This is a genomic window from Streptomyces sp. NPDC045967, assembly GCF_056430495.1.
Map to the genome: position 1 here is coordinate 1 of NZ_JBWKLE010000025.1, position 20,135 is coordinate 20,135.

Sequence of the window (20,135 nt, forward strand, 5' to 3'; positions counted from 1 at the left end):
AGCCGAGGAGATCCTCCGGCGGGGCACCGCCCCGCAGCTTCCGAAGCCGCACCGTGGGGTGGGGGCACGGCGGAGGGTCCCCGCAGGACGAGCGCGCCACCCGGGTCCGGCCCGCGCAGCCGTGGCTTCGTGCGCGAGCCGAGGAGATCCTCCGGCGGGGCACCGCCCCACACCCCGGCCCCGCCAAGCCCCGCAGGGCCCGGCCGAGGAGATCCTCCGGCGGGGCACCGCCCCACACCCCGGCCCCGCCAAGCCCCGCAGGGCCCGGCGGCCCGAGCCCTGGCTAGCGGGTCAGGACGGTGGTCGCGACCGAGGGCGGGACCGGTGCCAGGCCCGCCTGGCGGGTGGTGAAGGTGCCCCGGCCCTGCGTACGGCTGCGCAACCGCGACGCGTAGCCGAACAGTTCGGCCAGCGGAACGGTAGCCGTGACCACCGCGGTCCCGCCCCGGGAGGTGGACGCGCCGACCCGCCCGCGGCGGGCCGCGAGATCACCGAGCACCGCCCCCACGCCGTCCTGCGGCACCGTCACCGTCACCTCCACGACCGGCTCCAGGAGTTCCACCCGGCTCCGGCGCAGCGCCTCACGCAGCGCGAACCGGCCCGCCGCCCGGAAGGCGAGCTCCGAGGAGTCCTTGGAGTGGGTCGCCCCGTCGGTGAGCGTGACACGCAGCCCGGTCACCGGGAACCCGCCGAGGGGGCCCTCGGCGAGGGCGTCCCGGCAGCCGGCCTCCACGGCCCGCGCGTACTCCTGCGGAACCCGGCCGCCGACGACCGCCGAGCGGAACGCGAAGCCCGTCATGCCCTCCTCCAGCGGCTCGACGTCGATGACGACGTGCGCGAACTGCCCGGCACCGCCGTCCTGTTTGACGTGCCGGTACACCAGGCCGGCGACCCCGCGCACCACGGTCTCCCGGTAGGAGACCTGCGGGCGCCCGACGACGACCTCCACCCCGTGCCCGCTGCGGATCTTCTCCACGGCGACCTCCAGGTGGAGTTCGCCCAGACCCGACAGCACGGTCTGGCCTGTCTCCGCGTCGGTCCGCACCACCAGGGACGGATCCTCCTCGGCGAGCCTGGCCAGGGCCGACGAGAGCCGGCCGGTGTTCCCGCCGCGCCGGGCCTCGACGGCCACCGACACCACCGGCTCGGCCACCGACGGCGGTTCGAGCAGCAGCGGAGCCCCCGGCGCGCACAGGGTCGCCCCGGCCCGGGCGGCCTTCACCCCGACCACGGCGACGATGTCACCGGCCACCGCCTCCTCCCGTTCCTCGTGGCGGTCGGCCTGCACCCGCAGGATCCGGCCGACCCGCTCCGTACGGCCCGTGCCCCCGTCCAGGACGGACTCGCCCTTGCGCAGCGTGCCCGCGTAGACGCGCAGGTGGGTGAGGCGTCCGGTCGCCGTCGAGGTCACCTTGAAGACGAGGGCCGCGAACGGCTCCGCCGGGTCGGGGGCGCGCTCCACCTCCGCGCCGTCCGCCGTCCCGCGCACCGGCGGCATGTCGGCCGGCGACGGCAGGTAGGCGAGGACCGCGTCCAGCAGCGGCTCGACCCCGCGGTTCTTGTACGCCGAGCCGCACAGCACGACGACGCCGGCACCGCGCAGCGTCAGCGCGCGCAGGGCGCGGGCCAGGGTCCGCCCGGTCAGCGCCGAGGTCGCGCAGAACTCCTCCAGGGCGTCGGCGTCGAGTTCGGCCACCGTCTCCTCGAGCAGCCGGCGACGGCGTCCGGCCTCCTCGCGCAGCGACTCGGGTACCGGTCCCGTCTCGTACGTGTCGCAGCCGGCGGGCCAGACCAGCGCGCGCATCGCCAGCAGGTCGACGACGCCGGTGAACGCCTCCTCGCGGCCGATGGGCAACTGCACCACCAGCGGTACGGCGCCCAGCCGTTCGCGGATCGACGCGACCGCCGTGTCGAGGTCGGCGCCCGCCCGGTCCAGCTTGTTGACGAACGCGATCCGCGGCACACCGTGCCGGTCCGCCTGCCGCCACACCGACTCGCTCTGCGGTTCGACGCCGGCGACGGCGTCGAACACCGCGACGGCCCCGTCCAGCACGCGCAGCGAGCGTTCGACCTCGTCGGAGAAGTCGACGTGGCCGGGGGTGTCGATGAGGTTGACGCGGTGTCCGTCCCAGGTGCAGCTGACGGCCGCGGCGAAGATGGTGATGCCGCGGTCGCGTTCCTGGGCGTCGTAGTCGGTGACGGTCGTGCCGTCGTGCACCTCGCCCCGCTTGTGGACGGCGCCGGTCGCGAACAGGACGCGCTCCGTGAGAGTGGTCTTGCCCGCGTCGACATGGGCGAGGATGCCCAGGTTCCGGACGGTGGTGGCAGGGGGTGCGGTGACGGCGGATCGCCTGTTGGCGCGCATGGCCCGAGGCCTTTCGCATGAGGTCGAACGTGGTGGAGGAGGGCGCGCGATTCCCGGACGGCGCGGCCCCCGCGGCCGGCCCGTCTGCGACGACGCCCGTGGGGGCGCGGCGCGGCGGGGGAGGCAGGGGCGTGAGGAACTCAGGAGGCGTCACGGGGAACGGTGGCGGCCGCGCGGCCGGCACCGTCAGGCGTGGGACACCGGGATCACGTCGTACCGGGAGGGGGCGGCGAAGGCGCACGCGGTGCGGTGAACACACATGGCCCTGCTCCCTTCTCTCCGCTCGGTGTCGGGCGCGCCCCGTCGCATCGGCGGCGCGTAGGGCGAGTGTAGGTAACCGGATCATGCCCGGGCATCGCATTTTCTCGCTGCGGCGCGAGGGCGAATGGCCCGGGGCGGGAAAGGCCCGGCGCGGGGGATGACCGAGGGCCCGGGGAGAGATGGTGCTCCCCGGACCCTGGGCCGCGGACACCGCGGGGGACGCGGGTGTGTATCTGCGACGTACGGAGAAACGATCCGCCGCGCGAAGGGTTACGCCCCCGGCTCCGCCGCGTCGTGCCGTCCGGATCACGGCGCCAGGGCCCTCGACCCCCGTACGGGTGGCGTGGCGTGACGCCCCGCGGTGCGCGGAGTGTGCGATGAAGGGGGCATGGCTGAGAAGAAGACCATCACAGTGTTCGGTGCCACCGGCTCGCAGGGCGGCGGCCTGGTGCGGGCGATCCTGGCGGACCCCGGGAGCGAATTCGCGGTGCGCGCCGTGACCCGGCGTGCCGACTCGCCGCAGGCGGGCGAGCTGGCGCGGCTCGGAGCGGAGGTGGTCCAGGCCGACATGGACGACGAGGCGAGCCTGGCGCCCGCCTTCGAGCACGCCTACGGGGCGTTCCTGGTCACCAACTTCTGGGAGCACATGTCCGCCGAGCGCGAGAAGGCCCAGGCCCTGGCCCTCGCCCGCGCCGCCTCCCACGCCGGGGTCCAGCACGCGATCTGGTCCACGCTGGAGGACACGCGCACCTGCATCCCGCTCGAGGACCCGCGGATGCCCACCCTCCAGGAGCGGTACAAGGTGCCGCACTTCGACGGCAAGGCGGAGGCGGACCACTACTTCGCCGAGGAGGGCGTACCCACCACCTTCCTGCGGACCACGTTCTTCTGGGAGAACCTGCTCACCACCTTCGCCCCGCGGCGCGGCGAGGACGGCGTGCTCGAGCTGGTCTTCCCGATGGGCGACAGCAGGCTCTCCGGCATCGCCGTGGCGGACGTCGGCAGGACCGCCCTGGCCGTCTTCAAGCGCGACACCGACCTGATCGCCGCCACCGTCAGCATCGCCGGCGAGCACCTCACGGTGGCCGACATGGCGGCGGCCCTCACCGGGACGCTCGGCGAGACCGTGCGCTACCGCCCTCTGAGCGCGGACGCGTTCCGTGCGCTGGGCACCCCGGGGGCGGACGAGGCGGGGAACATGTTCCAGTACTACGCCGACTGCGAGGACCGTTTCACGGCCGCCCGGGACCTCGCCGCCATCCGCGAACTCAACCCCGAGCTCCAGGACTTCGGGACCTGGCTGGCCGCCCACCGCGACGACGTGCGCACCGCCCTGGCGAAGTAGCCGCCGGGCCGGCGCCGGCCCGGCCCGCCCCGTCCGGTGTCACCGGCGCACGGCATGCTGGGCCCGTGCAGATTCCGCAGCAGATGCATCAAGTCCCGGACGCCACCGGCCGGATGGTGGTGTGCGGGGACGACGGACTGGCCCGCAGGCTGGCGGTCGAACTCGCCGAGGTGTACGGGGAGCGGGTCACGCTCGTCGTGCCGCCCACCAGGGAGGCGCCGCTCGCCGTGGGCCGAACGGCCCGGCGCGGGCGGCGGGGGCGGGTCCCCCCGCCCGGAGCGTCCCGCGTCCCGGCGGGGGAGGGGCCGCCGGAGGAGCCGCGGATCGTGGAGGCGGCCGAGCCGGACGAGGAGGTGCTGGGCGCCGCCGTGGCCGGGGCGGCCGCGCTCGCGCTGGTCTACGAGGACGACGACCGCAACGTACGGGCCGCCCTGGTGGCGCGCCGGCTCAATCCCGGGCTGCGGCTCGTGATCCGGCTCTACAACCGCAAGCTCGGCGAGCACCTGGAAGACCTCCTGGACCAGGCGGCGATCGTCGCCGAGCCGGGGACCGAACCGCGCGACCACGACTCCGCCACGACCGTCCTGTCCGACGCCGACACGGCCGCCCCCGCACTGGCCGCCAGCGCGGTCGCCGGTACGAGCAAGGTGGTCCAGGCGGACGGGCTGCTGCTGCGCGCGGTGGAACGCATGCCCTCGGGACGCGGCGAGACGGCCGATCCGGGTCTGTGCACGCTCGCGCTGCTGTCCGCGACGTCCACCGACCCGGCCGGCAGCGAGAGTTCGGTGCTCGGCGGCGAACGCGGGCTCCAACTGCTGCCCGACGACCGCGCGGTGGCGGCCGCGACGGGGCGCGGCACCGTGGCCCTGGAAACGGTGACGCACACGGGGCCCGCTCCGTCGGCGGCGCGCCTCAGCGCCGCCTCGCTGCCGGTGGCCTCGCTCTTCTCCCGAAGGCTGCGCTGGTCGCTGGCCGGCATCGTGGCAGCCGTCACCGCACTGGCCGTGGCCTCCTGGGTGACCACGGGCGACCACCCGCTGCACGCGGCGTACGTGACGCTGCTCGACCTGTTCGCGATCAACGAACCGGCGGTCGGCGCCCCGACGCAGCGGCAGGTGCTCCAGATCCTGACCGGGTTCGTCGGCCTCCTGCTGCTGCCCGTCCTGGTCGCGGCCGCGCTCGAGGCGCTGGGCGCCTTCCGCACGGCCACGGTGCTGCGCCGCCCGCCGCGCGGCCTGTCCGGGCACGTGGTGCTGCTGGGCCTGGGCAAGATCGGTACCCGGGTGCTGGCGCGTCTGCGGGAGCTGCAGATTCCGGTCGTGTGCGTGGAGTCCGACCCGCGTGCCCGCGGACTGGCCCTGGCGCGCCGCCTGCGGGTGCCCGTCGTCGTCGGGGACGTCACCGACGAGGGCGTGCTGGAAGCCGCCCGCGTCCACCGGGCCCACGCCCTGCTGGCCCTCACCAGCTCGGACACCACCAACCTGGAGGCCGCTCTGTACGCGCGCGGCGTGAAACCCGACCTCCGGGTCGTGATGCGGCTGTACGAGGACGACTTCGCCACCGCCGTCTACCGCACCCTGCGGGCCGCCCACCCCGGCGCGCTCACCCGCAGCCGGAGCGTCACCCACCTCGCCGCCCCCGCCTTCGCCGGGGCGATGATGGGCCGGCAGATCCTCGGAGCCATAGCGGTGGAGCGCCGGGTGCTGCTCTTCGCCGTCGTCGACGTGGCGGGGCACGCCGCGCTCGAGGGCCGGACCGTCACCGAGTGCTTCCGTCCGGGCGCCTGGCGGGTCGTGGCCCTCGACACCGCCTCGCCTGCGGAGCGCCGCCCCGACCTGGCCATGGTTCCCCGCGAGGGGACGGTCCCGGGACCGGGACTGGCGTGGCAGCCGCACCCGGGGTACGTCCTGAAGCCCGAGGACCGCGTGGTGCTCGCGGCCACCCGCCGGGGCCTGGCCGAACTGCTCGGCCGTACGGGGAGCGCCGCGCCCGGCCCTGACGGGGCGCAGGGCTCTCCAACCGGTCTGCCGCCCAACCACCGGTCCGGACCTGCCCGTTGACCCGGCGCGACGGCACGCACAGCATGCTTTCACGGCCCCTTCCGGACTCCCCGCCCACAACCGTGAGCGCAGTGGACCGACGACGGATCGATGACCCGGATCACCTTCGGACCGCTCGCCGTGGAGCACCTGCCCGCCGGGGCCGCGGCGCGTGCCGCGCCGGCCGGGGCTACCGGTCCGCCGGCCCCAGGAACCGTGTGAACCAGTCGCGGGCGAGAGCGGCTGCCTCGTCGAGGGTTCCCGGCTCCTCGAAGAGGTGCGTGGCGCCGGGGACGACGTCGAGGCGGCTCTCGCAGCGCAGCCGTGCCTGCGCCCGCCGGTTCAGGTCGAGGACGGTGGTGTCGCGCCCACCCACGATGAGCAGGGTCGGCGCCCGTACCGCGGCGAGCCGGGCCCCGGCGAGGTCGGGGCGGCCGCCGCGGGAGACGACGGCGCCGACCTCCGGTCCGGCGTCCGCCGCTGCCCACAGGGCCGCCGCCGCTCCGGTGCTCGCCCCGAAGTAGCCGACGGCGAGGGGCGTACGGCGCCGCAGCCAGTGCGTGGCGTCCGTCAGCCGTCCGGCGAGCGTCTCGATGTCGAAGACGTTCGCGCGGTCGGCCTCCTCCTCCGGGGTGAGCAGGTCGAAGAGCAGGGTGCCCAGGCCCGCGCGGCGCAGCCCCGCGGCCACCGACCGGTTGCGCGGGCTGCGCCGGCCGCTGCCGGAGCCGTGCGCGAACACCACCACCGCTGCGGCGCCCGGTGGCAGGGCCAGGTCACCGGCCAGCGCGACGCCCCCGGCGTCCACCCGGACCTGCTCCTCGGGCGCCGCTTCGGGCCCGCTCCCCGCCGCCCGGGCCAGCAGGCGGACGACCTGCTCGTCGGGAGTCTGGGAGAAGTCCCGGTACCACTGGCCGACGGCCGAGAATCCGCTCGGCGTGGACAGGAACACCACGTCGTCCGCCTCGGAGCCCAGTCGCGCGGCCGCGTCCGGCGGGGCCACGGGAGCCGCCAGTACCACGCGGGCCGCGCCCATCGCCCGTACCACCCGGCAGGCGGCCGCGGCGGTGGCCCCGGTGGCGATCCCGTCGTCGACGACGACCACCGTCCGCCCGCCGAGCTCCAGCCGTGGCCGGCCGGCGCGGAACGCCGCGGCCCGCCGGGCGAGCTCCGCCTCCTCGGCGCGCTCGACCGCGGCGAGATCCGCGGCCGAGGCCCGGCTGCGGCGCACGATCTCCTCGCTGACCACCCGTACCCCGCCCTCGCCGATGGCACCGAAGCCCAGCTCGCGGTGGTGGGGGACCCCGAGCTTGCGGACGACGATCACATCGAGCGGGGCGCCGAGCGCCCGCGCCACCTCGAAGGCGACGGGGACCCCGCCGCGCGGCAGCCCCAGCACGACCGGGCGTTCCTGTCGCAGGTGTCCGAGGACGCCGGCGAGGCGCCGTCCGGCGTCCTCACGGTCGGCGAAGATCACTGTGGTTCACCTCCGAAGCGCGGGGAGGCGGGCGGGCGCGGAGACGTCAAGCGACGGTACGCGCCTCCTTCGAACCAACCCCACCTCGCGGCGCACCGCAAATCGGCGGTGGGCGGGGGCGGGGGCGTCGAGGGACCGGGCCGGGTTCGGCGTTTCGGGGCGCGGGGCCGCTGCCGCGTGGGCGAGGGTGGGACCGGCCCCATCCGCTCGTTCGTGAGGAGACGTTTTTCGTGAAGTGGACACTCGAGGTCGTGCCGGTGCCCGTCAGCGACATGGACCGCTCGAAGGAGTTCTACGCCGACAAGGTCGGTTTCGCGGTCGACCTCGACGACGAGGTCGCCCCCGGTGTGCGCATCATCCAGATGACCCCGGCCGGCTCCCGCTGTTCGATCGCGATGCTCCAGGGGATGCCCCCGGCGCCCGGTACGAAGCCGATGGCGCCGGGCGCGCTCCAGGGACTCCAGATCTGCGTGACGGACATCGAGGCGGCCCGCGCGGAGCTGGTCGACCGGGGTGTGGACGTGTCCCCGGTCCGCCATCTCGGCGCCTCGGGCTGGGCGGACGGCAAGGGCGGGACCTGGAACTCGTTCATGACCTTCGAGGACCCGGACGGCAACGGCTGGGTGGTGCAGGAGGCGCCGTCGGACCTCTCGGAGCGCTGAGCGGGGGCGGCCGCCGCCCGGCGGCCGCCCTCCGTGCCGGACGGGGCCTTCCGCCACGGCTGCGGCTACGGCTTGATGTTCTGGTTGACGTGGAACAGGTTCCCCGGGTCGCAAGCCCGCTTGACCTCCACCAACCGGTCGTAGTTCCCCTTGTAGTTGGCCCGGATCCGGTTCTGGTCGTCGTCGGCCATGAAGTTGATGTAACCGCCCTCCTCGGAGTGCGGGGCGGTCGCCTCGTAGTAGTCGCGGACCCACGCGGTGTTGGCCTCGTTGTCCGCGGGGTCGGGCCACATCCCGGCGATGACGGTGGCGAACGCGGCGTCGCGGTAGGCGAAGGCCGTCGCGTCCGGTGCGACGCGGTGGCAGGCGCCGTTGATGGGATAGATGTGCACGGTGGAGTTGACGGCGGGCAGGTCCGGCGCGAACCGCAGGTGCGCCTCGATCGCCTCGTCGGTCAGCTCCGTCACGAAGTTGGCCTTCCAGTAGTGCTGGAGGCCGGGCGGCACGAGCGCGTCGAAGGCGCTGTTGAGCGCCGGGTACGGCATGGGACCGACGTGCTCGGCGACCACCGGCGCGATGTCGTGGAAGGGCTGGAGGGCGCTTTCGCCCTCTTCGACGGGCCCGGACCAGCAGGCCACGATCAGGGCGAAGGGCTCGCCGTGCCGGTCCGGCGGGATGAAGGGGAGCGGTGGGGCGATCTGGAAGGCCGGGAAGCCGCCGAGCTGCTCGGGGGCGTCGGCGATGATCTCCCGGAAGGAGCGCAGGACGGTGGCCGCGTCGGCCAGTTCGTACAGGATCGGCCCGCCGTACACGTCCTTGACGGGGCTGAGCGCGAACTCGAAGGAGGTCACCGCGCCGAAGTTGCCGCCGCCGCCGCGCAGGGCCCAGAACAGGTCCTGGTTCTCCTCCTGGCTCGCCACGAGCAGTCGGCCGTCCGCGGTCACCACATCGGCCGACAGCAGGTTGTCGCAGCTCAGGCCCAGGCCGCGGGCGAGGTATCCGATGCCGCCGCCGAGGGTGAGACCGCCGACACCGGTGGTCGAGATGATCCCGCCGGTGGTGGCCAGGCCGAAGGCGTACGTCGCCGCGTTGAAGTCGCCCCAGGTCGCCCCGCCGTCCGCGCGGGCCGTCCGGCGGCCGGGATCGACCCGGACGGACCGCATCCCGGACAGGTCGGCGACCACGCCGTCCTCGCAGGTCCCGAAGCCGGGCACGCTGTGCCCGCCGCCGCGGACCGCGAGGTCCAGCCCGTTGTCGCGGGCGAAGCCCACCGTGGCCATGACGTCGCCCGCGTTGGCGCAGCGCACGACGGCGGCCGGCCGCTTGTCGATCATGGCGTTGTTGACCCTGCGGGCTTCGTCGTAGCCCTCGTCCTGGGGGGCGATGACCGCCCCGCGTACCCGTGCGCGCAACTCGTCGATCGAGGGCCTGCCCATGGCCATCGCTCCTCGTGTGGGGTCGTGCCGCCGAATGTCCGGCACGTTCCACGCTACGCCGGAGCGGCGAAGCCTCAACCCGAGGCCCGCGGCGGGCGGGCCCGCCGCGGGCTCAGTGGTCCTGCGGGGCCACGACGGTGAACGACGCGCCGTCCGGATCGGCCAGCGTGACCGAGCGGGTGGTGCTCGTGTTCTCCACGGGCGTCACGACGCGGCCGCCGAGCCCGGTGGCGGTCTCCACGGCCGCCTCGAGGTCGGCGACGCGGAAGTGGATGTGCCAGCGCGGTCGGACCTGGGGGTCGGGGGCCTCCTCGAGGGCTCCGCCCACGATGCGCGCCGTGGTGTCCCTCCCGTGGCGCAGGACGACGTACTCGTGTTCGTAGGAGACCGTGCAGCAGCCCGCCCGTTCCCCGGCCCAGTCCAGGACCTCTCCGTAGAAGACGGCCGCCGCGAACGCGTCGCGGGTGCGCAGTTCGAGCCAGACGGGGGCGTCGCCGCGGCCGACGGTCCAGTCCGGGATGACCTCTCCCTGCCAGAAGCCGAAGACCGCTCCGTCCGGGTCGGCGGCCAGCGCGGCGCGTCCGGTGCCGAAGGCGAGGGGTCCCACCGCCATGGTCGCGCCGCGTTCGACGATCCGAGCCGCCGCGACGTCGGCGTCGTCGACGGCGAAGTACGGGGTCCAGGCGGCCGGCATGGCCAACCGGTGGGCCAGCGCGCCGAGCCCGGCAACCGGGGCGCCCTCGCGGAACGCGATCGAGAACCCCTCCCCGAGCCGGGTGGCGCGGAAGTGCCAGCCCATGACGGCGCCGTAGAACCGCTGGGCCGAGGCGAGGTCCCCCGTCAACAGGCTGACCCAGCAGGGCGCGCCGCACATCTCGTGACTGGATGTCGACACAGCAGCCCACCTTGTCCGCGTTCGCCTATGGCCGGGTCCGGCTCACACTAGCGCCGCGGACCTCCCCCTTCGAGGCACGCTACGGCGTCCGGGTGAAGGAGCGCCGGTAGGAGCGCGGGGGCACACCGCGCCGGCGGACGAACTGCTCGCGCAGGACGGCCGCGCTCGCGAAACCCACGGCCCGGGCGATCTCCTCGACCGGGAGGTCGCTGGTCTCCAGGAGCTCCTCGGCGCGGGTCAGCCGCAGGCCGACCAGCCAGGCGTGCGGAGTGGTGCCGGTGGCCGCGGCGAAGCGGCGGGAGAAAGAGCGCTTGCTCATCACGGCGCGCCGGGCCAGTTCCGCGACGGGCAGCGGCTCGTGGAGGTGCTCGCGGGCCCAGGCGAGGACGTCGGCGAGGCGGGTGTCCTGGGCGTCCTCGGCGACGGGCGCGGTCAGGTACTGGGCCTGCCCGCCCTCCCGGTGCGAGGGCAGGACGAGGTCGCGCGCGATGGCGTTGGCGGTCGCGGCGCCGTGTTCGCGCCGGATCAGGTGCAGGCAGAGGTCGAAGCCCGCGGCCGCGCCCGCTCCGGTGACGACGCGGCCCTCGTCGACGTAGAGCGCGTGCGGGTCGACACTGACCTCCGGGTGGCGGGCGGCCAGCAGGTCCGCGAACCGCCAGTGGGTCGTCGCGCGCCGGCCGTCGAGCAGCCCGGCGGCGGCGAGCGCGTAGGTCCCGACGCAGTGGGCCGCGACCAGGGCGCCGCGTGCGTGGGCGGCGGACAGTGCGGCGAGCACGGCCGGCGCGGGCGGGGTGCGAAAGTCCGCCCAGGGCAGGACGACGACCAGATCGGCGGTGGCCATCCGCTCCAGCCCGTGCGCGACGGCGAGCGGCACGCCGATGTCGGTGGGGACGGGGCCGGGCCGGTCGGCGCACAGCGCCAGGTCGAAGCGCGGCAGCCCCTCGCGCGGGCCGAACACCTCGCTGACGACACCCACGGCGAGCAGGCCGACGCCGGGCGGGGCGTAGGCGGCGACCGAGGTGAAGGGCGGCATGCGGGGAGTCTGGCAGATGCCCTGCCTGCCGGCCTCAACCAGGTTATACAACTCGGTTATGGACGGGCGGTTCCCGGTGTATAACCGAGGGATGGCTGATGGAGGGCAAGAGTCCCGGAACCCCGAGGTGCTGACCGAGGAACAGGCCGAGCGGATGCTCGCCGGTATGAACGAGGTCATCCGCGCCGGCGAGGAGATGCGCCGGCTGCGCACCGAGATGATCAAGGTGTTCGTCGGCTTCGGCTGGACCCAGGAACGGATCGCCCGGCTCACCGACATGAGCCAGCCCGCCGTGTCCAAGCAGGTCGCCAAGCACAAGGAGGACGGGCCCCCGGCGCCGGTCGGGCTCCGCCTCGGGCAGGACGACACCCCGTGGCTCGAAGGACGCCTGTGGGGCCTGGCCGAGGAGGTGTCGGACACCCTGGGGGACACCGCCCACTGCACCCGCACCGTCGACGCCCTCGCCCGCGGCGGGAAGCGTTTCACGCCCCGCGGCGTCGACGAACTGCGCCGCCTGCTCGAAGCGGACCTGCGGGTGCACCGGGCCCGGTTGCCCGCCGCCCACCAGGCCGCGTACGACGCCATCAGCCGCGCCCTCGACGTTCCGCCGAAGGCACCGCCCGCCCCCGCTACCGGATCGCCCTCGGTACGCCGCGCCCTCGCCCGCCGGATCCAGCGGGACCGGCTGCGCGGCGACGCCTGAGCGACGGCCGGCCCACTGGTCCTCCGATCCGGCCGCGCCCGCCGCGCGCCGGGCACGGCGCGCCGGGGCGGGACCGGGCAGGGCGCTACCGTCGGCGGCATGGACGGTGAACGCGGGGGCTGGCGCCCGTGCCTTCTGAGCGGGGCGGTCTTCGCCGTGTGCATGGCCGGCACGACGCTGCCCACCCCGCTCTACGGCCTCTACCAGGAGGAATTCGGCTTCTCCGCGCTGATCGTGACCGTTGTGTACGCCGTCTACGCCTTCGGGGTCATCGGCGTGCTGTTGCTCGCCGGCAACGCCTCGGACGCCGTGGGCCGGCGGCCGGTCCTGCTCGTCGGGCTGGGCTGCGCGGCGGCGAGCGCCGTCTGCTTCCTGTGCGCCGGTGGACTCGGCTGGCTCTACGCGGGCCGGCTGCTCTCGGGAGTGTCCGCGGGCCTGTTCACCGGCGCCGCCACGGTGTATGTGAGGGAACTGGCCCCGCGGGGCGGCGCCTCCCGGGCCACGTTCGTGGCGACCGCCGCCAACATGGGCGGCCTGGGCTGCGGTCCGCTGCTCGCCGGGGTGCTCGCCCAGTACGCCGCCCGGCCGTTGGAGCTGCCGTTCGCCGTCCACCTCGTCCTGGTCGCCGGCTCGGCCGCCGTACTGCTGCGGCTCGCGGAGACGGTGGAGGAGCGGCGGCCGCTGCGTACCGTGCGCCCGCAGCGGCCCGGCCTGCCGGCGCAGGTACGAGCGGTCTTCGGACCCGCCGCGATCGCCTCGTTCGTCGGCTTCGCCCTGCTCGGGCTCTTCACCTCGGTCAGCCCGGCGTTCCTCGCGCAGTCCCTGGGCGTGCACCACCACGCCGTCAGCGGGCTGGTCGTCGCGCTGGCCTTCTTCGCGTCGGTCGCCGGACAACTGGTCGCCGGCCGGGTGGGGGCGCCCCGCTCGCTGCCCCTCGGCTGCGCCGCACTCCTCGCCGGACTGGCGCTGCTCGCGGGCGCCCTGGTCCGGGAGCTGCCGGCGCTGGTGGTCCTCAGCGCCCTCGTCGGCGGGGCGGGCCAGGGGCTCGCCTTCCGCGGGGCGATGTCGGCGGTGGCCGAGGCGTCTCCCGCGGACGGGCGCGCGGCGGTGATCTCGACGCTCTTCGTGGTCGCCTACACGGGCATCTCGGTGCCGGTGATCGGCGTCGGCCTCCTGTCCGGACCGATGGGTCTGGAGGGGGCGGGCCTGGTGTTCGTCGCCTGCATGGCCGTGCTCGTCTCGAGCGCGGGCGTCTACCTGCTGCGCCGGCCGGCCGGGGCGCCGCACCGGTAGCCGGTCCGCGGCCGGCGGCGCGCGGTGGGTGAGCCGCAGACGGGTTCCCGCACCCCGCGCCGCCGGCCGTCCGGCTGCTACCAGAGCACCGGCAGCCGCTCCGGCAGCCGCTTCATGAAGCGGGTGCGCCAGACGAGCTGGTCGACCGGCACCGCGAGCTGGAGGCCGGGCATCTTCTCCACGAGCACCTCCAGGGCGATCTCGGTGTGCCGCTTGCCGAGGGCCGTGGCGGGGCAGTAGTGCTGACCGCCGCCGAACGACAGGTGGGTGGCGGCGTTCGGCCGGTCGATCTCCACGGTGTGCGGGTCGGGGTACACGTCCGGGTCGGTGTTGGCGGCTTCGACCAGGACGAGCAGCAGTTCACCCTTCTTCACCTCCACGTCCCCGAGGGTGACGTCCTCGAGGGCGAGACGCGGCAGGCCGTCCGCGATCGAGAGGTTGATGCGCAGGAGCTCATCGACCGCGGCGGGGATCCTGGAGGGGTCCTGGCGGATCTGCTGCCAGACCTCCGGGTGCTGGATGAGCGAGACCAGGGCCATGGTGAGGAAGCCCATCGTGGAGATGACACCCGCGCCGAAGAGGGTGACTCCGACGGTGGCGAGCATCTCGTCCGTCAGGTGGGCGTAGTCGGGGTCCTTGCGCAGGGCCGCGAGTTCGGCCATCAGCCCGGTGACGGCCGGGTCGTCGAGGCGTTCGACCATATAGGCCATGTCGCGGTCCCAGTTGAGCTTGGCTCCGGTGATCGGGCAGGCCGAGTTCATGAACGCGATGTCGAGACTGGCCGCCAGGCGGGGGGCGTCCGCCCCGGGAATGCCGAGGATGCGGCAGTGGAGCTGCTCGGCGTAGGGGCTGGTGAACTGGGCGCGCAGGTCGACCGGGGCGCCCGCGGTCAGCATGGAGTCGACGAGGGAGTGGGCCTCCTGCCGCATCCAGTCGGTCATCCCGGCCGTCTTGGGGTTGATGGCCTTCAGGACGGCTTTGCGCAGCCCCGCGCCGGTGATGTTGCCCATGTTGTTGACGACTTCGGGCGGGATCGTCAGGGCGTACTGGCGCGGCACCCCCGGAGCGGAAGTGTCCTTCAGGCTGAACCTCGGATCCTCCAGCACCTGCTTGCACAGGGCATGGGAGGAGACGAGCCAGGCTTCGTCCCCGGCGATCGTGCGGACCCGCTTGACCGGTTCGTCCCGCAGCCGCTCCACCTCGGGGGGGAGCTGGTCACCGCGCGCGGAGAACGGGAAGTCGAGGAGCGTGTCAGTGGGCATCGGGGCCTCCATCGGCGGGGGTGATGACGGCGTGGCCCTGGTTGCGCGAGGCTCGCAGACCCGAGCCGCGGGAGTACAGCAGCTCGGCCATCGGCAGGAGTTGGTGGTAGCAGTTGAGTGACGACGGCACGCCGAGAATGGCCGGGGTGTCCAGGAAGAGCGGAGCCTCGGCGCAGACGTACTCCAGGCAGACCTCGCGCTGGCGCAGCGTGGCGGTCTCCCCGCCGAGCACCTTCGAGGAGAGGAACGCGTCGACCAGGGAGTTGCAGGTCTCGCGGAACTCCGGGTCGGTGTCGAGGAGGTTGTTCAGGTGGTTGTGGAGCCTGCGGTACGCGGGGATGTCGGTGAGCGACGACATGGGGCGGGCCCGCAGGCGGGCTCCGGTCGGATCGGCGTCGGCCGCGGCGTTGTTGACCTTCGCGCGGACCCCGCGCAGGTTCTTGACCGCCTTGCGCCGCGCCTCGTCCGGTGCGTAGCCGAGTGCCTCGTACATCTCGGCCACGTGCAGGTCGGTGTAAATGAGGTCGACCTGGCGGAAGTTGCGCATGCCCCAGTGGGCGAGATCGGTGACGCGTTGTGCGGAGAAATAACTGTTCCCGGGGGAGATGCCTATGACCGCGTGGTCGCCCTCGGAGTGGATCACCTCGCAGTGAGGGGTGAAAGGCCGGACCATGAAGACTTCTGTGGCTGTCGTCAACAGACGTCGGTTCCTTTGGCCGTCGCGAGTCCCGTGGGGCCCTGTGCCCCGGGTGTGGCGACGACGTGATGGAAGGTACCTGAGAGTGACGGCTCGGTTCCATATTCCTCTTTGGTAACTCACATGCTGGACAGGAGAGTTATGAGGTCCAGGCCAAGCTCTTGACAGGGGATTTGGTCACTTCTTAAATCACGTAGTGAACAAAGGGCTCTGGCATGAGCATGACGTACAGCCAGGTCCTCCCCCCACACTCCCGGAAGGGAGAGCCATGAACTCCGCGCGTTTATCCCGGCGTCTGCTGCTGTCCGCCGTCTCGGTCCTGGCCCTCGCGTCCCTGTCCACCGGCCTGGCTCAGGGGGCGGCTCCGGAGCGGGCCCCCACGCCCGCCGCCGTCTCGGCCGAGGCCCACCCGGCCGAAGGGCTCTCGGCGCAAGCCGTCACGTTCGCCGACGAGTTCGACGGGCCCGCCGGCTCCGCGGTCGACGGCGGGAAGTGGCAGATCGAGACGGGCGACAACGTCAACAACCACGAGCGGCAGTTCTACACCGCGGGCAACCGCAACGCCGCCCTCGACGGCCAGGGCCACCTGGTGATCACCGCCCGCCGGGAGAATCCAGCCGACTACCAGTGCTGGTACGGCAGGTGCGAGTACACCTCGGCCCGCCTGAACACCTCCGGCCGCTTCACCACGACGTACGGGCGGGTCGAGGCGCGGATGAAGGTGCCGCGCGGCCAGGGCATGTGGCCGGCCTTCTGGATGCTCGGCCAGGACATCGGCCAGGTGGGCTGGCCCGCCTCGGGTGAGATCGACGTCATGGAGAACGTGGGCTTCGAGCCGTCCACGGTCCACGGCACCCTGCACGGCCCCGGGTACTCCGGGTCGGGCGGCATCGGCGCCGGCTACACCCTGCCCGGCGGTCAGGCGTTCGCCGACGCGTTCCACACCTTCGCCGTCGACTGGAGCCCGAACTCGATCACCTGGTCGGTCGACGGCACCGTCTACCAGCGGCGCACCCCCGCCGACCTCGGCGGCCGCCTGTGGGTCTTCGACAAGCCCTTCTTCCTGATCCTCAACCTCGCGGTCGGCGGCTACTGGCCCGGAGACCCGGACGGCAGCACGGCCTTCCCCGCCCGGCTCCTGGTCGACTACGTCCGTGTCACCAGCAGCGGCGGCCAGCCGGCGGGCGGCCCGATCACCGGCATCGGCGGCAAGTGCGTCGACGTGGCCGGCGCCAACAGTGCCAACGGCACGCCCGTGCAGCTCTACGACTGCAACGGGACCGGCGCGCAGCAGTGGACCGTCGGCTCCGACGGCACGATCCGCGCGCTCGGCAAGTGCCTGGACGTGACCTCGGGAGGCACCGCGGACGGCACGCCGGTCCAGCTCTACGACTGCAACGGGACCCCCGCCCAGCAGTGGGCCGTCCCCGCGGCCCGCGACATCGTCAACCCCCAGGCGAACAAGTGTCTGGACGCCACCGGCGGCAGTTCGGCCAACGGCACCCGCCTGCGGATCTGGACCTGCACGGGAGCCGCGCACCAGAAGTGGACGGTGACCCGGTGACCCGGTGACCCGGTGGCGGGGGTGAGCCGGTGACCCGGTGGCGGGGGTGAGCCGGTGACCGGACGCGAACCGGGAGCCGGGCCGGCCGGCCCGGCCCGGCTCCCGGTTCGTGATGTGATCAACGGGGGTTCGAAATACCATGAACCTGGTCATGTGTGTCAGAGCCCAGACGGACGTACGTCGGAGCGGTCCAGGAGCGGTCCATGAGCCCCCATAGGTCCACGCGGTCGGCGACCGCGGACGACTTGCTGACCAGGCTCGGACGACTGACGGCCCAGGCACGGGAAGGCGCCGAGCTCCAGCAGGCCCGGGTCGAGCTCGCGGAAGCCCTGCAACGGGAGATCCTTCCGGCCTCCCTGCCGGGCGTACCCGGCCTGCGCACCGCGGCCCGGTACGCCCCGGCCCGCCACGGTCTGAGCATCGGCGGCGACTGGTACGACGGCTTCCCGCTCCCCGGCGGCGCACTGGGCTTCTCCATAGGCGACGTGGAGGGGCACGACGTCGAGGCCGCCGCCTTCATGGGGCAGGTCCGCATCGCCGTACGGGCCGTCGCCGCGTCCGCGGCCGACCCGGGCGAGGTGCTCAGCCGGGCGAACGACCTGCTGCTCTCTGTGGACTGCGACCTCTTCGCGACCTGCACCTTCATCCGTTTCGACCCGGTCACCTGGGAGGTCCAGAGCGCGCGCGCCGGCCACGTGCCCGGCGTCTGGGCGACGGCCGACGGAGAGCACGGCATCGTACGGGACGAGGGCGGCCTGCCCCTGGGCGTGCTGCCGGGTTCGCGGTACCCGGTGACGCGCCGCCGGCTGGCGGCCGCGGGGTCGTTCGTCCTGGTCACCGACGGGGTCGTGGAGGGCCCGTCGTTCCCGATCGACGCTGGTCTGGAGCGGGTGGCCGAAGTGGTCCGGGCGAACGCGCGTGCGGAACCGGGCGAGCTCGCCGCGGCCGTGATGAAGGTGGCGGACTCCACCGGCCACCAGGACGACGCCGCCGTCCTCGTGCTGCGCCATGAGGCCGTCGGCGACGGACGCGGACCAGGCGGATGACGAGAGGAAGCGCTTGACGCGGAGGACGCGGTAGCGCGTGTCATGCTCCGAGGGCGGGTGCGGGCTGTTGTCTGATGAGGCGATGCGCACCCAGGACCTCCGACGACCGGGCATGACGGTGCTCGCCATCCTGGCCGTCGCCGCCGCCTACTTCGCCGGCGGGCGCATCGGGCTGCTCCAGCAGGTGGTGATCCAGGGTGCGGTCGTCACGCCCCTGTGGCCGCCCACCGGCATCGCCCTCGCCTGCCTGCTGTGGCAGGGGCTGCGCGTCTGGCCCGGGATCGCCCTCGGCGCCTGCCTGGTCATCCTCTCGATCGGCGGCTCGATCGACCCCGTCGGCTTCGGGATCGCCGCCGGCAACACCCTCGCCCCGGTGTGCGCCTTCCTCCTGCTCCGGCGGGTCCGGTTCCACGTCGGTCTGGAGCGGCTCCGCGACGGCCTGGCGCTGGTCTTCCTGGGCGGGCTGGCACCGATGCTGATCAGCGCCACCCTCGGCGCCGGACTGCTCCTCCTCACCGACAGCATGCCTCCGAGCGGATTTTGGATCGTGTGGTGGACGTGGTGGGCGGGCGACGCCATGGGCGTGCTCGTGATCACGCCCCTGCTCCTGGTCCTGCGCCGGGCCCGGTTCTCCCCGGACCCCTACCGGTGGGCGGAGGCGGCGGCCCTGCTGGCCTCGGCCTTCGCCGTCAGCCTGCTGGTGACCCGCACCGACCTCGCGCTGCTGTTCCTCGTCTTCCCGCTGCTGGTCTGGGCGGCCCTGCGGTTCCAGCTGGAGGGCAGCGCACCCTGCATGCTGATCGTCTCCGTCATCGCGAACGCCGCGGCGATCAACCAGATCGGCCCCTTCGACCGCCACACGCTCGTCGAGGCCATGGTCAACCTCCAGGCGCTCAACGGCTCGGCGGCGCTGACCTCGCTGCTCCTGTCGGCCATCGTCACGGAGCAGAACACCGTCCGCGCCCGCATCGAGCAGGCCTGCCAGGACCTCGCCGAGGTGGTGGAGCGGCTCGCGCCGGGAAAGGCGACGTCCGGCCGGCCCCCGCGGGAGGAGGACGGCGTGGAGACCGGTGGGGGATAGCCTCGGGCCGTGACCACTGCAGGGATGACCCGCCGACGGGTGGCGGGGGCCGGGCTCGGCATGCTCGCGGCGGCGCTCACCGGATGCTCGGGGGGCTCCGGGCCGGTCCGGCGGCTGCGGCTGGCGACGGGTCCGCCGGGCGGCCCGTACAACGCCTTCGGCGAGGCCCTGGCCGGGGCGGTCGCCGCGAGCGGCAGCCGGCTCGAGATCGTCCCGGTGAGCACCTCGGCCAGCGTGGACAACCTGCGGAAGCTGGACGACGGCTCCGTGGAGCTGTCCCTGGCGATGGCGGACGCGGCCGAGGACGCGGCCTTGGGACGCGAGTCGTTCACCCGTCCGGCGGCCGTCACGGCACTGGCCCGGATCTACGTGAACTACACGCACCTGCTCGTCGCGGCGGACGGCCCCGTCCGGTCGGTGCGGCAGCTCGCCGGGCGTCCCGTCGCGGCGGGGGCGGCGGGCTCGGGCGTGCAGGTGGTGGCCGGACGGGTCCTGCGGGCCGCCGGACTGGGCGACGGCTCTCCGGCCGCCGACGAGCGACGACTGGGGCTCGCCGCGTCGGCGGCGGCGCTGCGGAGCGGGTCGGTCGACGCGCTGCTGTGGTCCGGCGGCGTCCCCACCCCCGCGATCTCCGGCCTTGCGCGCGCGTTCCCCTTGCGGTTCCTGGCGTTGGACGGCTACGTGGGCGCACTGCGCGAGAGCCACGGCCCCGTCTACACGACGGTCACCCTGCCCGCCGGGGTGTACGGACTGGCGGAGCCGGTCGGCACCCTGGGCGTCGGCAACTACCTGCTCGCCCGCGACGACGTGCCGAGGAGCGCCGTGCACGACCTGCTCCGGGTGGTGTTCGAGCGGTGGAGCGACCTCCTGCGGGACGTCACCGCGGGCGCCCGCCTGGAACCCCGGTTCGCGATCTCGACCGGGTCCCTGCCGCTCCATCCGGGCGCGGTCGCCTACTACCGGTCCGTCTACGGCTGAC

16 protein-coding genes are annotated in these 20,135 nt (G+C 73.9%); 9 read left to right on the forward strand and 7 right to left on the reverse strand.

Features of this window, described 5'->3' with window-relative positions; translation table 11 throughout:
- Nucleotides 1-283: 283 nt before the first annotated feature.
- Nucleotides 284-2,365: an elongation factor G gene (gene fusA / locus AC07FY_RS30295; protein WP_479012730.1), complete on the reverse strand. Its 2,082-nt coding sequence runs from the start codon at nt 2,363-2,365 to the stop codon at nt 284-286.
- Between the two features lie 649 nt (nt 2,366-3,014).
- On the opposite strand from fusA, the gene AC07FY_RS30300 reads away from it, so the two are divergent.
- Together AC07FY_RS30300 and AC07FY_RS30305 are read left to right on the forward strand one after the other, a co-directional pair.
- The gene (locus tag AC07FY_RS30300) at nt 3,015-3,971 is read left to right on the forward strand and encodes an NmrA/HSCARG family protein (protein WP_479012733.1); all 957 of its coding nucleotides are present in this window, start codon (nt 3,015-3,017) and stop codon (nt 3,969-3,971) included.
- A gap of 113 nt (nt 3,972-4,084) precedes the next feature.
- Nucleotides 4,085-6,031 (forward strand): potassium channel family protein, encoded by a 1,947-nt coding sequence (locus AC07FY_RS30305; protein WP_479012939.1) that lies wholly within the window; start codon nt 4,085-4,087, stop codon nt 6,029-6,031.
- 169 nt (nt 6,032-6,200) lie between these two features.
- On the opposite strand, the gene AC07FY_RS30310 is transcribed toward AC07FY_RS30305, so the two are convergent.
- Nucleotides 6,201-7,484, reverse strand: a complete 1,284-nt coding sequence (locus AC07FY_RS30310; protein WP_479012736.1) for a phosphoribosyltransferase family protein — start codon at nt 7,482-7,484, stop codon at nt 6,201-6,203.
- Between the two features lie 230 nt (nt 7,485-7,714).
- Between AC07FY_RS30310 and AC07FY_RS30315 the strand changes: the two genes are divergently transcribed.
- Complete coding sequence (locus AC07FY_RS30315; protein ID WP_479012739.1) at nt 7,715-8,146, forward strand: VOC family protein; 432 nt, start codon at nt 7,715-7,717, stop codon at nt 8,144-8,146.
- A gap of 65 nt (nt 8,147-8,211) precedes the next feature.
- Here the strand turns inward: AC07FY_RS30315 and AC07FY_RS30320 are convergent, their stop codons facing one another.
- The 3 genes from AC07FY_RS30320 to AC07FY_RS30330 form a co-directional block, all read right to left on the reverse strand.
- Nucleotides 8,212-9,582: an FAD-binding oxidoreductase gene (locus tag AC07FY_RS30320; RefSeq protein WP_479012742.1), complete on the reverse strand. Its 1,371-nt coding sequence runs from the start codon at nt 9,580-9,582 to the stop codon at nt 8,212-8,214.
- Nucleotides 9,583-9,694: 112 nt separating this feature from the next.
- Nucleotides 9,695-10,456, reverse strand: a complete 762-nt coding sequence (locus AC07FY_RS30325) for a VOC family protein (RefSeq protein ID WP_479012940.1) — start codon at nt 10,454-10,456, stop codon at nt 9,695-9,697.
- Nucleotides 10,457-10,556: 100 nt separating this feature from the next.
- Nucleotides 10,557-11,510 carry a GlxA family transcriptional regulator gene (locus AC07FY_RS30330; RefSeq protein ID WP_479012745.1) on the reverse strand — a complete coding sequence of 318 codons (954 nt, stop codon included), beginning with the start codon at nt 11,508-11,510 and terminating at the stop codon, nt 10,557-10,559.
- A gap of 91 nt (nt 11,511-11,601) precedes the next feature.
- On the opposite strand from AC07FY_RS30330, the gene AC07FY_RS30335 reads away from it, so the two are divergent.
- Both AC07FY_RS30335 and AC07FY_RS30340 read left to right on the forward strand, forming a co-directional pair.
- The gene (locus AC07FY_RS30335) at nt 11,602-12,213 is read left to right on the forward strand and encodes a sigma-70 family RNA polymerase sigma factor (RefSeq protein WP_479012748.1); all 612 of its coding nucleotides are present in this window, start codon (nt 11,602-11,604) and stop codon (nt 12,211-12,213) included.
- Between the two features lie 99 nt (nt 12,214-12,312).
- Nucleotides 12,313-13,506: an MFS transporter gene (locus AC07FY_RS30340; protein ID WP_479012750.1), complete on the forward strand. Its 1,194-nt coding sequence runs from the start codon at nt 12,313-12,315 to the stop codon at nt 13,504-13,506.
- A 77-nt stretch (nt 13,507-13,583) separates the two neighbouring features.
- On the opposite strand, the gene AC07FY_RS30345 is transcribed toward AC07FY_RS30340, so the two are convergent.
- Together AC07FY_RS30345 and AC07FY_RS30350 are read right to left on the reverse strand one after the other, a co-directional pair.
- On the reverse strand, nt 13,584-14,768 hold the full coding sequence (locus AC07FY_RS30345; protein ID WP_479012753.1) for a cytochrome P450: 1,185 nt from the start codon (nt 14,766-14,768) through the stop codon (nt 13,584-13,586).
- Nucleotides 14,758-15,465: a cyclodityrosine synthase gene (locus AC07FY_RS30350; protein ID WP_479012756.1), complete on the reverse strand. Its 708-nt coding sequence runs from the start codon at nt 15,463-15,465 to the stop codon at nt 14,758-14,760. Before AC07FY_RS30350 ends, AC07FY_RS30345 begins: the two co-directional genes overlap by 11 nt.
- A gap of 268 nt (nt 15,466-15,733) precedes the next feature.
- On the opposite strand from AC07FY_RS30350, the gene AC07FY_RS30355 reads away from it, so the two are divergent.
- The 4 genes from AC07FY_RS30355 to AC07FY_RS30370 all read left to right on the forward strand — a co-directional run bounded on the left by AC07FY_RS30355 (nt 15,734) and on the right by AC07FY_RS30370 (nt 20,134).
- A complete protein-coding gene (locus tag AC07FY_RS30355) occupies nt 15,734-17,029 on the forward strand; it encodes a ricin-type beta-trefoil lectin domain protein (protein ID WP_479012759.1) in 1,296 nt (431 codons plus the stop codon).
- Between the two features lie 203 nt (nt 17,030-17,232).
- The gene (locus tag AC07FY_RS30360; RefSeq protein ID WP_479012762.1) at nt 17,233-18,075 is read left to right on the forward strand and encodes a PP2C family protein-serine/threonine phosphatase; all 843 of its coding nucleotides are present in this window, start codon (nt 17,233-17,235) and stop codon (nt 18,073-18,075) included.
- Between the two features lie 82 nt (nt 18,076-18,157).
- Nucleotides 18,158-19,156: an MASE1 domain-containing protein gene (locus AC07FY_RS30365; protein ID WP_479012765.1), complete on the forward strand. Its 999-nt coding sequence runs from the start codon at nt 18,158-18,160 to the stop codon at nt 19,154-19,156.
- 9 nt (nt 19,157-19,165) lie between these two features.
- A complete protein-coding gene (locus AC07FY_RS30370) occupies nt 19,166-20,134 on the forward strand; it encodes a TAXI family TRAP transporter solute-binding subunit (protein ID WP_479012768.1) in 969 nt (322 codons plus the stop codon).
- Nucleotide 20,135: the final 1 nt, after the last annotated feature.